The sequence below is a fragment of the Nostoc sp. UCD121 genome (genome assembly GCF_014222285.1).
GTDB lineage: Bacteria > Cyanobacteriota > Cyanobacteriia > Cyanobacteriales > Nostocaceae > Nostoc.
In genome coordinates this window covers 58437-72041 of the sequence record NZ_JACKZS010000014.1, presented here as the reverse complement: position 1 = coordinate 72041, position 13605 = coordinate 58437, and the positions used below count along the sequence as shown (strand labels likewise).

15 protein-coding genes are annotated in these 13605 nt (G+C 39.7%); 8 read left to right on the top strand and 7 right to left on the bottom strand.

What is annotated here, in order from left to right; genetic code table 11:
• Window positions 1-131: 131 nt before the first annotated feature.
• Both GNF10_RS05270 and GNF10_RS05265 read right to left on the bottom strand, forming a co-directional pair.
• Complete coding sequence (locus GNF10_RS05270; protein ID WP_185583899.1) at window positions 132-533, bottom strand: PleD family two-component system response regulator; 402 nt, start codon at window positions 531-533, stop codon at window positions 132-134.
• A 348-nt stretch (window positions 534-881) separates the two neighbouring features.
• Window positions 882-2210 carry a CCA tRNA nucleotidyltransferase gene (locus GNF10_RS05265; RefSeq protein WP_185583897.1) on the bottom strand — a complete coding sequence of 443 codons (1329 nt, stop codon included), beginning with the start codon at window positions 2208-2210 and terminating at the stop codon, window positions 882-884.
• A gap of 86 nt (window positions 2211-2296) precedes the next feature.
• Between GNF10_RS05265 and GNF10_RS05260 the strand changes: the two genes are divergently transcribed.
• A complete protein-coding gene (locus GNF10_RS05260) occupies window positions 2297-2545 on the top strand; it encodes a Ycf34 family protein (RefSeq protein ID WP_114084947.1) in 249 nt (82 codons plus the stop codon).
• 550 nt (window positions 2546-3095) lie between these two features.
• On the opposite strand, the gene GNF10_RS05255 is transcribed toward GNF10_RS05260, so the two are convergent.
• Entirely contained in the window at window positions 3096-3257 is a 162-nt protein-coding gene (locus tag GNF10_RS05255) for a hypothetical protein (RefSeq protein ID WP_185607125.1), read from the bottom strand.
• 102 nt (window positions 3258-3359) lie between these two features.
• Here GNF10_RS05255 and tsaB point away from each other — a divergent pair, with 102 nt between their 5' ends.
• From tsaB to GNF10_RS05235, 4 genes are all read left to right on the top strand, one after another.
• Window positions 3360-4019 (top strand): tRNA (adenosine(37)-N6)-threonylcarbamoyltransferase complex dimerization subunit type 1 TsaB, encoded by a 660-nt coding sequence (gene tsaB, locus GNF10_RS05250; RefSeq protein ID WP_185582250.1) that lies wholly within the window; start codon window positions 3360-3362, stop codon window positions 4017-4019.
• 204 nt (window positions 4020-4223) lie between these two features.
• Window positions 4224-4460, top strand: a complete 237-nt coding sequence (locus GNF10_RS05245) for a hypothetical protein (protein WP_221644634.1) — start codon at window positions 4224-4226, stop codon at window positions 4458-4460.
• Between the two features lie 85 nt (window positions 4461-4545).
• Window positions 4546-4914 (top strand): hypothetical protein, encoded by a 369-nt coding sequence (locus GNF10_RS05240; RefSeq protein WP_185582251.1) that lies wholly within the window; start codon window positions 4546-4548, stop codon window positions 4912-4914.
• A gap of 254 nt (window positions 4915-5168) precedes the next feature.
• A complete protein-coding gene (locus tag GNF10_RS05235; protein WP_185582252.1) occupies window positions 5169-5603 on the top strand; it encodes a GFA family protein in 435 nt (144 codons plus the stop codon).
• A gap of 93 nt (window positions 5604-5696) precedes the next feature.
• On the opposite strand, the gene GNF10_RS05230 is transcribed toward GNF10_RS05235, so the two are convergent.
• From GNF10_RS05230 to GNF10_RS05215, 4 genes are all read right to left on the bottom strand, one after another.
• Window positions 5697-6212 carry a DUF1579 domain-containing protein gene (locus GNF10_RS05230; RefSeq protein WP_185582253.1) on the bottom strand — a complete coding sequence of 172 codons (516 nt, stop codon included), beginning with the start codon at window positions 6210-6212 and terminating at the stop codon, window positions 5697-5699.
• Window positions 6213-6504: 292 nt separating this feature from the next.
• A complete protein-coding gene (locus tag GNF10_RS05225) occupies window positions 6505-6912 on the bottom strand; it encodes a VOC family protein (protein ID WP_221643717.1) in 408 nt (135 codons plus the stop codon).
• Window positions 6912-7340 carry a COG3650 family protein gene (locus GNF10_RS05220; protein WP_185582254.1) on the bottom strand — a complete coding sequence of 143 codons (429 nt, stop codon included), beginning with the start codon at window positions 7338-7340 and terminating at the stop codon, window positions 6912-6914. Before GNF10_RS05220 ends, GNF10_RS05225 begins: the two co-directional genes overlap by 1 nt.
• A 626-nt stretch (window positions 7341-7966) precedes the next feature.
• Window positions 7967-8266 (bottom strand): GNAT family N-acetyltransferase, encoded by a 300-nt coding sequence (locus tag GNF10_RS05215; RefSeq protein WP_311774108.1) that lies wholly within the window; start codon window positions 8264-8266, stop codon window positions 7967-7969.
• A gap of 364 nt (window positions 8267-8630) precedes the next feature.
• Between GNF10_RS05215 and GNF10_RS05210 the strand changes: the two genes are divergently transcribed.
• The 3 genes from GNF10_RS05210 (at window position 8631) to hutH (ending at window position 13476) form a co-directional block, all read left to right on the top strand.
• Complete coding sequence (locus GNF10_RS05210) at window positions 8631-9407, top strand: thioesterase II family protein (RefSeq protein WP_185591903.1); 777 nt, start codon at window positions 8631-8633, stop codon at window positions 9405-9407.
• A gap of 186 nt (window positions 9408-9593) precedes the next feature.
• Window positions 9594-10763 (top strand): MFS transporter, encoded by a 1170-nt coding sequence (locus tag GNF10_RS05205; protein ID WP_260445796.1) that lies wholly within the window; start codon window positions 9594-9596, stop codon window positions 10761-10763.
• Window positions 10764-11784: 1021 nt separating this feature from the next.
• Entirely contained in the window at window positions 11785-13476 is a 1692-nt protein-coding gene (hutH, locus tag GNF10_RS05200; protein WP_185584189.1) for a histidine ammonia-lyase, read from the top strand.
• Window positions 13477-13605: the final 129 nt, after the last annotated feature.

The window sequence follows — 13605 nt, the reverse complement described above, 5'->3', positions numbered from 1 at the left end:
GTCTATTTCTTGAACATCTACTAAGTAAGTTGCCATAATAAATAAAATCAAACTATGTAAATAAAAATGAACTAGGCTAAAGCCCTGTTGCCTATTGCCTATTGCCTTATTCCAACGACAATTATTTACGCTTACTTGTAATATTGAATACTTAAGTTTTGAAACTGAATATGCCGACTGATTACCACTTCTAATTGATTAAAATCATAGGGTTTAGTAATACAATCATCAAATCCTGCAAGCATAGTGGATTCATCATCTTGTACCTCTGTTAGAGGGGTTACTGCAATAATTGGGATAGTAGCAGTTTTTGAATTGTGTTTGAGGTCATCAATGACTCGATTAGCACTCAAATTAGATAGCATTGTATCTAGTAAGATTAAATCTGGTTGATGAGTTTGTGCTAACATCACAGCCCTCACCCCTTGCTTGGTACAAATGCATGAAAAATTTAATATTCCTAGATGAGAATTAAGTAACTCTAAATCATGTAGATTATGTTCTACAACCAAAATTAAAGGCATTCCATTCATTAGCAGTTATTCCTATCCAACAAAAGCTACGCATAAAGACTCCGCTTATGAGGAAAACCGAGAGGTATTTTTTTCTGGTATGTAGTTAAGTAAATATACGAGGGCGCATTCTGCCGACTAACTAGACCATGAAATAAATAGACTGGTGTATAATCCATTAGGTTATCCATCTATGCTAAATTGCCAGAAAAACACAACATGATAATATCAAGCAAATAGTAGCATATATGATGCGTATACTGACAATATTGATTAAACGATCGCAATTTTCTGGCTAGTACTACACCTAATTCCCTCAATTTAGCAGGGAGAAGGAACGCACCCTTCAAAACGCTAGATACACGTTTTTTATTTCCCTTCTGCCTTTTCTTGTAATTGACGTGCATAAGCGATCGCCTCTGTTGGCGTTGAGACTTTACCCTCAGCTTGTGCTACGGCAATTTCTGTCAAAAGTTGTCCAATGATTGGTGAAGCTGGAATATCTAATGCTATGATCAACTCCTTCCCGCTCACTAGTAGAGAGGGATGAGCAACCAGATCATCAGGGTTAAGGTAGCGGTTGATTAAAAGTGTCAAGACAGGGTAGTCCCTTGCTTTGGTTTCCAAACTTGTCGCGACTGCTGTGTGTTGTGGCTTGTCACCAGACATCGCCTCTACCAAATTATCAAGTGCCACAGCCAATACTGCCGCAGTGGGAAACACAATATCTGCGTCACGGAATAAAAAATATTGTTCTCGCAAAGACATCTCGACTACTTTAAACTGCGGTAACAATTTCAAAGCAGTGGTTACACCCCGAATTTCGGCACGGCTATAAGTTAGTTGCTGTAACTCTATTTCTGCTAATTCTGGATTGGGATTGACAAGACAAGCAAGTTTGGCAATACCTAACCAAGTAGTTTTGATACTATCGCGGATATATTCTTGTAGTTTTGCCCCTAATTGTTGCCAATTTTCTGTGATTAAGGCGGCTGCATTATCAACTGCGGCTAGTTTGCTCAAGCTTTCACGAGTAGCATTTTTGAAAAAAGGAGCAAGTAAACCATCTTCCCAAGCACTTGCGAACCAAGGAGTACCTTGAGAATTTGCCAGTAGATAGCCAATTTCTACCCGAACTCGTTCGGCTGCAACTTTGCTCAGATGTGATGCCAAAGAACAAATTGCGGTTCGGGTAGCTGGCTCAATAGTAAAACCTAATTGGGCGGCTTGGCGATAACCTCGCATTAAGCGCAAAGGATCATCTTCGAAGTTTGCGGATGATATCATTCGCAAAATGCCCTGTTGTAAGTCTACATAGCCTTGTAGAGGATCGATAATTTCTTGTGTATGGGGATTGTAGGCGATCGCATTTACTGTAAAGTCTCGTCTGTGCAAATCAACCTCTAAACTATCTCCTTCCTGTTGGGCAAAGTCGGCTGTGGCGTGGGGAAAAACCACACGAGCAATTTGTCGTTCTGCATCGAGTAACACAAAACCAGCTTTGTAATGATGAGCGATCGCTCTTGCTACCTTTACCGCTTTAGATGGTATGACAAAATCTAGATCCAGATATTCACGAGTTCTACCAAGGAGCGCATCTCGCACAGCGCCACCTACCATGTAAGCTGGTTGTGGCAAGAATTCTAAACTAAAAGGCCAATTTTCGGGAGCTAGGGTAGAAGGAATTGATTCATGCATTGTAATAAAAATCAACCCAGCAACTCATGAATAACGGTTGGGCTTAAGTTAGATTAACAATAAAGGCCCCTGGAGTTGGTTCTATTATGTGTATTTGTGTGAACTGCCACTATGTAGACAGCTGTGTTACCTATCATGCCGTAGAAGGGCAGCACCAACAGCCTCACTTGACTGAAACACCCAGTTTTGATCCGAATGAACCTTCTATCAATGTCAATATTCGGACAAACGATGATGTGATTGAGATGGAATGGGATGTTGTTGGTTGTCTCAGCTTTAAACGGGAAACGGGTAAGTGGTCGAAATTGCGTCCTGGTGAATTAGTGCCGACTTGAGAAGTCAAAAGGTAGTATATTATACCTCAGCCCATTAATAACAAAATCTTGACATTCCATCCCAAGTTTCCTAGTGAGAGTAAAAGTACTTAGTTTGACTTTTCACACGTAGGTTATTCGTGGGGATATAGCGATCGCTAAAACCATTTTTCTTTCGTTAAACCCCGCGAAACGCCAGCGTTGTAAGCAATTTGAGGATGGTATACCCTTATTATATTGTCAATAATTTAAGCTGAATGACAGGTAAATTAACCTGAGTTCGGGATAAGAAATCCTCAAAAGCCTTGAATTATCGTTGTTCGGTCTAAAGCTCTGTTTTCATCTATTGTCAATAAGACATATTGCTGAGATTAGTTTCATTTGTGAACCTTATTGACAAAATGATTCCACTTTTATCCCTGCTTTGACCAATTCCAGTTTTATTCAATCCTGACAGAATAAGCTTTTTAGCTTCTGGCTTAACCCGAACTCAGGTTAAATTAGATATCCGCTAAAATAAACCCTTCAAGAACTGCCATAGTAAGGCTGATAAAAGGGTAGAGTTTCTCAATTACTTCCCCTCATGGGGATAAAAACAAAGTGAAAATTCATAACTATGATGTGCTTGAATAGATAAACATCGTCTACCTTGAGAACCGTAGTTTTGTAGGTTGGGTGCAGCGATAGCGTAACCCAACATAAAATTTGGTGGTAATGTTGGGTTGCGTTTCACTCCACCCAACCTACATCAATATATCTTTTACAAAACCTAGGTTTCAACATAGATGAGGTTTATATCAAGTTAACTATATAAAAATCAATATTTTAATTAACTTTGACTACAGAACTAAAACACCTCACAGCAACAAAATACGCTTTATCACTACACACCACCACTCCAGAATTAGGATTGGCAATTAGTAATTTGGCTGGTGAAAATCGCTCACAAATTTGGGATTTGGGGCGTGATTTATCTAGCTTAATCCATCAATATTTAATTGACTTTATCAAACCGCAAACTTGGGCAGATTTGTCTTTCATTGCAGTTGCAAAAGGGCCTGGTGGCTTTACAGGAACCCGCATTGGCGTTGTAACTGCTCGAACTTTAGGGCAACAATTAGATATCCCTATATTTGCAATTTCAACTTTAGCTGCGGTGGCGTGGGCAGAAGCAGGCAAAAGTCAAAATTCAAAAACTATTGCTGTGGAAATGCCAGCACAACGAGGTCAAATTTTTGCTGCTATTTATCAGTTTGAACCAGATACTTGTAAACTACAAGTGTGTTTACCAGATAGAGTGTTCACACCAGAAGCATGGCAGGAAACTTTAGCGAATTGGAACACTAATTATCAGCTAATTCAAGCCAAATCTGGGTTAGCAGCGACGGTAACGAGTATTTTGGAACTAGCTAATCTCGATTGGCAAGAAGGTAAGTACCCTAATTGGTCAGAGGCTTTGCCATATTATGGGCAACATCCAGTACAGGATGCATAAGGCAATGCTTCTAAACTATTTATAAACATAGGACTAGGGTGTATTTTAAAAGTCTTAGATCCCCCAACACCCTTAAAAAGGGGGCAAAAACTTATCAAAGTCCCCCACTTTATTGGAGGATTTAGGGGTATCTAAAAAGTTAGGAGGCTAAACGAGTAGTTTAAAAATACGCCCTAGTCCTAAAACATTGGTACCAGAGGGGGAGTGGTAGAGGTGAAACGTGAGTGTGAAATAGCAAATGCTACAAACAGCGATCGCATTCTCAGAAATTCGCTTACGGGAACTTGTAGTAAGAACTTGTTATCTTTAACACCACAGCTTGATTTACGATCAAATTTATGGGTAGGGCTAAAAACAATAGTGATGGTAATACGTTCGATTCAGCATTGGAATAAAACAACACAAGAGGTGCAATTTTACATTACTAGTCACGAAGCGTGATGCAAACAAAAGCTAGCATCTCTGATTTACTTCATCCATGTCGAAACCTAATTATTAGTTTTTCAATTTTTTAGAGGAGAGGAAAATGAAGAAATTCACCTGTTTGATGATTGTCGGGGCAGTATTCTCGATTAGTGCGCCCGCTGTGGCTGAAAGTCGTGCGGTTAATATCAATATTGGCAGTATTGGTGGTTCTTTAGATAATGCCGCTTTGCGAACAATTCGCCAAGTTATCGGGTTTGCAGTCGGCACTAGTACCGTCGATAAATTTATTGTATATAGTCCCAAGTCCGGATCTATTCCCATCGAAGGAGGTTTATCTGCTTGTGCTGAAGCTGGCTTCGGCACAAGCAATGCAAGATTTAATGCTTTTATCCAGGAGTTGCGTTCAATTAATCCCAAACCAGGGACTTTTTACAATGTAGAACTTACCGCAACCTGCAAACCGAGATAAGAATGTTGTTTGCAATCAAGCGCGGTAGGATGGGCTTCGTACCTCAGCCCATCCATTGAGTTACACTCTACGCGATCAACGCAAAACTCCATATTTTGAAATTAGAGATGTAACATCAATCTTGGTTTTAATCAGTGTCAAGAAGCGGCTAGATTAGTTGTATTAGTCTGTGAACTGAATAGTGCCAATACTTCCAGATAAAACAAGAAAGAATGTGAGCAATTGGAGCAAATTTTTGGGAGCGGAGAAAAAATATGTCTAATGTGAGCATTGCAAAAGGTAGGTGTCTGTGTGGAGTCGTAAACGTTTCTACAACCCGTATGAGTAATCAGGTAGGAGCGTGTCATTGTAGGATGTGTCGCAACTGGGGTGGAGGCCCTTTGTTAGTAGTTGAGTGTGAAAGTGATGTTAGCTTCTCTGGTGAAGAAAATATCGGAGTTTATCAATCTTCAGAATGGGCAGAGCGTGGATTCTGCAATAAGTGTGGTAGCCATCTCTTTTACAAATTGAAACAAAGTAACCAGTATTTCATCCCCGTCGGACTATTCGATAGTTGTAAAGGTCTTGTTTTCGATCATCAAATATTCATTGATGAAAAGCCCCAATATTACTGTTTTGCCAATGAAACCAAGAACCTGACAGGGGCAGAGGTATTTGCACAGTTTGCACCTCCATCAGGTGATCCTTAGATTCGTTAAGAATTTATCAACTCTGCTTGCTGCCAGGGGTTTAAGTGATTGGCTATTGCCTCCATCCTATCTACCTTTCTGACCTAGATTCTGCTACTGCTTCCGACGAGAGTTTACGGTCATAAACTGATGCCACTGCCCATCATCGCCCAGTACATGAGATGTCATCACCCGATGATTATCACTTTTGAACTCGATTACATCTCTGTACTTTGCCATCTTCTCATCGCCCATCATCGCGGGCCCATCAGAATTGAGCGTTAGCATGTTTTTAGCCGCGTCCAATTCACCGTCGTACAACCACAGATAAGTCATCATTGACCCAACCCAGGTGCCTACATAGCGTTGCTTCTGTGGGTCATATCCGAGCGTTATTATCATTGTTGCCGCACCACCACAAGGCATTTCACCCTGTCCTTCAGCTACAACCCAGAGTCCACCGATTGATCGCACATTTTCTGTTCCTGTTGCTCTTTCAGGCGGCTGATCTGGACTCATCATTGCCTCTGTCTCATAAGCCCACTCACCGACGAGTTTCTGTAGCCACTGATGTTCTTTTTGTGGCTCAGTATTCATTGTTGGCTCCTGTTGTGTTTTGGCTGTCTCCATTGCTTTAGCTCCTTTTGATGAATCATTGAGGAATGTAATTAGCACTAAGCCCAACTCTGTAGGCGAAGCTGCCCCAAAGGCCTAGGAAACGCCTGAAATGATGAAAAAGCAAGACTTAATAGTACATAAATACTATCACAACTCAACTGATTGAGGTTTTTAACTGGCAGATTGACGAATGGTACTCATGATTTCTCCTTTTGAAGTTGATTGCAGAGTAAAGAATTAGCAAAAAGTCCTTGGTGATTATATTCCAGGGAGATGCTTGTAGACATTTCCCTGGAATAACAAGTCAAGCCGCCTGTTCGCAGTTGACCATCCACGGAATACCGAATTGATCGACTAACATTCCAAAGCGGACAGACCAGAAGGTTTGCTCGATCGGCATCTTCACTTTTATTGGGTTTTCCGCTAGTGCATGAAAGACACGTTCTGCTTTTTCTGGCTCTTGCACGTAGAAGCACTGGGGTGTTTCAAAGTAGCCAGGTAGGCTATCAAACCCCATCAAGAGGCGATCGCCCAAATCGAGGGAGACATGCATGATTTTGTCATGCCATCCAGCAGGTACATGCTCGGCTGAGGGTGCATCTTTGTGGGCCAGCATCATGAAGATTTTGCCGCCCAGACATTGCTCATAAAACTTGAATGCTGCTCCACAGTTGCCGTTGAACATGAGATAAGGATTAATTTTTATAGGCATCATTTTTTCTCAGCACAACCTTCTAAAACCTTATTCCCCAGGATAAAAATTGCCGAGTATGGATACTCTTTATCTGACATACCATCGCTACAGGCATCGACTTTTTTGATGATTAAAATATTGTTGCCTTTGCCTTGAAGTCGGTAAACTCGCACCAAGTCTGCGGGACGCGCCTCTGCTTTTAGAGGTGCAACAGAGGAGAAGGTTTGCTGTTTTGTGTCTGGCGAAGAGTAGACAATTCTCTTCTTGCTCACAGTAACACTCCAAAAGGGTTCTGTACCCCTAGCGATGAATTGTTCACTACTTGTAGTTTCTGCAACAACGAGACTATTGCTAGTAATAGATGATTTATTGGCAGTACTGGGACTGTTAGCTAGTAAGCTAGCGCCAAATAAGAGCAGAGTAACATAACAGATGAAACTTTTCATGTATCGAGGTATAGCTACTAATTTGCAATATTCTTGTATGTTATTGAACAACTGTAAATATACGGCGCTCAAAAGACGTGGAACAGTTCTGCCCTAATGCTCCCCTCAAGTATCCGATTATCCTCTAAGAAAAGGCGATGCCTAATAAGAATAAGGTTGCTGTCTCACTAAATAAGATCGCTTTATCTGGCGGAATCCGCCAGATACCTCAAAGGATGCGTAGCTTGCAGCCGTAGGCATCGCTCAAAAAAATTCATCAAGAAGGCGACCCGGTGCGTAGTTTATCGCCGTAGGCATCGCCTTTCCTCGCTTGAAAATTTCTAGATGAATTTCCTCATCAACTATTGATAATGCTATCGAGTTGGAGTTCAAGATAGATAGTTTTAAATCCGCTGTAAATTTTTCGGTGAGCAGGCAGATTTAAGTGGGAACCATTATTGCTGTCATTCTCCCTCTTCATCCCGAAGAACTAATTCTACCCTTAGTTTTCATACCTAATTTGCTTTTCCTAGAACACCAATTCAGTAATCGGAATCATGACGAAAAAATGAGGTTTTGTTGGGTTGCAACAAGGAATGTTTAGTTGTAAAAGACGCTAAAACAGGGGTTATCAGTCTTGTGTTTTATTAGTGAATCGGTGTTCTAGTTGAGGATGGCACCAAATCGAAACGAAAGGCGAGCAAGTCCTGAATCTGAATGCTGTTTTCGTAGCTTGGCTCAGGTAAATACCAAAAGTAGTCCTGGCGCACATGATCCATCCGAAATCCGCACTTTTGATAAAAAGCAATATTGGCGATACTTGAATTAGACGTGCCGACGAGTATCTGTCTCTTGCCACGTTGCCTCGCCTCTTGAATCAACCAAGCAACGAACTTTTTACCTAAACCTTGCCTTTGAAACTCAGGGGCTATACCAAGTTCCATAATTTCGCAATCTTTCGCTGCGCCATTTCATGGTTGCTGCACCAACCAAGTGTTCGCTGTCGTCCATGCGATATACAGCATCGACGCTTCACCAATCAAATTTTATTTGCTGGAGATTTTGGTGTTTTGCATAAATAACCCAGAGAAGGGCGATAAGTATTATAAGAGCAAACAAAAAATTAACTTTTAAGTTTTAATAACTGATAAAACTGACGGGAAGAATCAAATATGATTGGCAATGTCTCAGGCATTAAAATTTTTTGGTTTTACTATTTAGTTATCTCTATTTAATAGCAATTACCACAGTCTGGTAAAGAAATAGGGTTAGGCTTTATAACAAAATTTTTCAGATTACACACATAATTTTATGACAGCAAGACTAATAGTTGATCCTTGGATTAGCTGCCCTCAGCTTAATCCAAAGGCCCAACTTCGCTTATTCTGTTTTCCATGTGCGGGGGGTACAACTTCAACATATAGTACATGGACAAACAAATTATCAAAGGATGTAGAGGTTTACTTAGTTCAACTTCCTGGAAGAGGCCGTCGATTGCAAGAACCCTCATATACCAATTTTTTACCTCTTATTCAAACTTTGGCATCAAAAATTAGACCGTATCTGAATATGTCATTTGCTTTTTTTGGTCATAGTATGGGTGCAACACTTGGCTTTGAGATAGCACGTCTACTCCGTTATGAATATAATCTTAGCCCTGTTCATTTATTTGCTGCTTGTTGCCCTGCTCCCCAACAACCAATTCTCAAACCGTTTATTCACAAAATGCCTGAAGCTAAATTCCTGGCGAAACTTTGCGATCGTTACAATGCAATTCCCAAGGAGATTTTGCAGAATGAACAAATGTTACAACTTTTCTTGCCTTGTCTGCGAGCAGACTTTACGATACTAGAGACATACATTTACAAAAGTGAAATACCACTAGAATGCCCAATCTCTGTATTTGGAGGTTTGCAGGATAAAGCAATTAAAGTTGATGCTTTAGAAGCTTGGCGTGAACAGACTAGTAGTTACTTCAACCTGCAAATGTTTCCTGGAGATCATTTCTTTTTGTATAATTCTCAATCACTCTTTTTGCAGTCATTATCCCAACATTTACATCACTTAGTAGCTATAAACAAAAATTAATAATTTGAAATCCAAATCTATACTTTTGTAAGTAGCTAAATCTATTTGAATAAAGTGCAAAAAATAAGTTTATTGCAAAAATGACTATTTATATTTTGCGTAGAAATTTTGCGATAACAAGATTGCTTGCATCATATTTATCCCATGCACTTAAACCATGTAATTTATCAATTATCCTCAAGTTTTATGACAGAATTGATCTCGACGAAATCGAATTCCCCTTTTTCTACTGGATTACCAGCTTTGTATAGCATAGCTTTTTTGTCTGGTATTTCTATAGGGCTATTTAATCCCTTTATCTCAACATTAATGGCGCAACATCAAGTTGATGATTTATGGATAGGAGCAAATTCTACGGTGTATTTTCTAGTCATAGCTTTGGGAACACCGTTCGTAGTAAAAGTATTACCCAAGTTGGGGCTTCGTAAAACTATGATGCTTGGCTTGACAATGATGGGTATTAGCGCTCCTTTGTTCACTATGACGACATCAATGCCTTTATGGTTTATAATACGTGCTGTTATGGGCATTGCTTGTTGTTTATATCTAGTCAGTGGAAACACTGCATTGAATCACTTTTGTCATGAAGGTAATCGAGCGATCGTCAATGGTTTGAATGCTCTAGCTTTTACTTTTGGATTTGGTATTGGCCCAGTAATTGGTTCTGCTTTCTATAATGTTTCACCAAAACTTTCATTTTTGTTGGGTAGTGCTTTAATTTTTAGCGGCGTAATTGTGGTGTGGATAGCTCTACCAGATAAAGCAGTAGTTTTTCAACAATCTTCACGTTCTGGAATTTTCAACAAGCTGAAACTTCCTCTTCAGGGTGCATTTGCCTATGGTTTTGCCGAATCAACGCTAGTTTCTTTATATCCGGTTTATCTGCTACGACAAAATTACAATATAGAGCAGATCGGCTATACCTTTGCTGTATTTGTAGTTGGCGGCTTGCTCTCTACTGTTCCAGTTACTCACATAGCAGACAAATTCGGCAGACTCAAAGTTCTTTTTATGAGCGTGTCTATCGTAATATTGTCATTTTTATCTCTTTCATTGATTCAAGACTCCACTGCTACCCAGATATTTGCATTTATTGCTGGAGCTAGTATCAGTCCGATTTTTCCCTTAGCAATGGCATTAATTGGAGCAAAACTTTCTAGAAATGAACTATCTTCTGGAAGTGCTTTGTTCACAGCTATATATAGTTTCGGATGTACTGCTGGGCCTATTGCTTCATCTTTAGCCATCAAATTTTTTGGTGATGGTTATATATTTAGCTTGACAATAATCATCTTTGCTATATTTTTGTTTTATGTGGGCAGACAGAATAAAAAATTTCCGTTCCGAATTACTTAACTCGTCAATATCACTGGTGAAGAGGAAAGATTCACTGATGCTAATGGCATATTATCCCTTTCTGGAAGTGTCATAATTGATCTATAATCAAATGTTCCTGAGCCAACTCAGATTATAGTAAATGGCACTTTCGTTACTGTTCCATAACCTAATACTTTAATAACGCTGATTAGTCTAGATATAGGTGGAGTAAGAACAACATGAAAAAGTAAGTTAAAGGTAAATAATAGCCTTCAGCATAAAGTTACAGAAACAGAAAGTTAACCAAGTTTTTGCTACCTACTAATATCGAGTTACATAATTGTCGGATGCGGCTTGATTTGATTAAGCTAAGTAGGTCGGTGAAATTAAAGCTAACTGGCTAAGACTGTCCTTTGTCATTAGTAAGGGTTTTAAGCATATTTACGTTTCGTAAATATACTTAGTTTTTAACGCCAACTTACTTATGTTGTTAGGCATTTTCGAGTAAGAAAATATCTAATCATTTAAAATCCGTGAAAAGTTTACTATATGAGCTTTTCACGGATTTTAAATGATTGTGCTGTTTATACCGTGCTGTATCAGTATCGTAGAGACCGAAATAGGCGAAACCTATTCCACGTAAAGCTTTTAATATATGAGGATGCAAGTAAGTAAAATAAATAAAGTAAAATTTATGGAATAGTTGCATAAATCTTTTACTTACTCCAGATAAATATATAACAGTTCAATTACCGAACAAACGATTACAAGTTTTATTCTCTCATGTTGTAATTTCAAAACACAACAAACGGAATCTCTGTCATCAATATATGAGCAAAAAAATTGAAACAGATGGCTAATTTTTTGGTTAATTCTTACGTGAACTTCTCCAAAAATTATTCTCGAAAGTTTCAATCATGGAGAATGACTGCTTCGTTAAAACACTGATGCTAGCTAAATATCAATTTGTATTTGCTGAAATGTTATGCCAAATACTCTCAGCAAAAAACAAAAGTTAAGTTAATTGCAATACCTACTACAAGTTAAACATAATCCCTGTATGAAGACACTATCTCAAGCACAAAGCAAAACCTTATCTCAACAATTTTCTTTCACTGGAAATTCCTCTGCCAATGTAATTATTGGTAATCAGAAACTCACAATCAATGATGTTGCAAGGGTAGCACGCAATGGCGCATTAGTGTCTTTAACCGATAACGCAGACGTTTTGCAGAATATTCACGCATCTTGTGATTACATTAATAATGCTGTTGAATCTGGGGAGCCAATTTACGGAGTGACATCTGGCTTTGGTGGTATGGCCAATGTTGCCATATCCCGTGAACAAGCATCTGAACTCCAAACCAACTTAGTTTGGTTCCTGAAAACAGGTGCAGGTAACAAATTACCCTTGGCGGATGTACGTGCAGCTATGCTCTTACGTGCAAACTCTCACATGCATGGTGCATCTGGCATCAGGCTGGAACTTATCAAGCGCATGGAAACTTTTCTCAACGCTGGTGTTACACCGTATGTGTATGAGTTTGGCTCAATTGGTGCAAGTGGTGATTTAGTGCCACTATCCTACATTACTGGTTCACTGATAGGCTTAGATCCCAGTTTTAAGGTTGACTTCAACGGTAAAGAGATGGATGCACCGACAGCCCTAAGTCAGCTGAATTTGTCACCCCTGACATTGTTGCCGAAGGAAGGCTTGGCGATGATGAACGGCACTTCAGTAATGACGGGCATTGCAGCAAACTGCGTCTACGATACTCAAATTTTAACTGCGATCGCTATGGGCGTTCACGCTCTAGATATCCAAGCTTTAAACGGAACCAATCAATCATTCCATCCATTTATCCATAATTCCAAACCACATCCTGGTCAATTATGGGCAGCAGATCAGATGATTTCTTTGCTAGCAAATTCCCAGCTAGTTCGTGATGAATTAGATGGTAAACATGATTATCGTGATCACGAATTAATTCAAGATCGTTACTCACTCCGATGCCTTCCCCAGTATTTGGGGCCCATTGTTGATGGGATTTCCCAGATTGCCAAACAAATCGAAATCGAAATAAACTCAGTGACTGATAACCCACTGATTGATGTGAATAACCAAGCTAGCTATCATGGAGGCAATTTTCTCGGACAGTACGTGGGTGTGGGAATGGATCACCTGCGTTACTACATTGGGCTAATGGCTAAACATTTGGATGTGCAAATTGCCCTCCTCGCCTCACCGGAGTTTAGCAATGGACTACCACCATCTTTACTTGGCAACCAAGAACGTAAAGTCAATATGGGACTCAAAGGTCTGCAAATATGCGGTAACTCAATTATGCCACTGTTGACCTTCTATGGAAATTCTATCGCCGATCGCTTTCCTACCCATGCGGAACAATTTAATCAGAACATCAACAGTCAAGGATACACTTCAGCGACTCTAGCCCGCCGTTCTGTTGATATATTCCAGAATTATATGGCGATCGCTCTCATGTTTGGAGTCCAAGCTGTTGACCTCCGCACATATAAAAAGACTGGTCATTACGATGCACGCGTCTGTCTATCACCTGCAACTGAGCGGTTGTATTCAGCAGTCCGCCACGTAGTTGGACAAAAACCAACTTCAGATCGCCCATATATTTGGAATGATAATGAGCAAGGTCTGGATGAGCATATTGCCCGGATTTCTGCTGATATCGCGGCTGGTGGTTTGATTGTGAAAGCAGTTCAAGATATCTGTTAACAGTTATTAGCCAATAATGAATAGTAAACAGTCAACAATTATCAGTTGACTGTTTACTAATTTCATCCACTTATTGCATAAATTCTCTACATCAAGGCGATAAGTACAACAAGAGCTACAACTTAAATC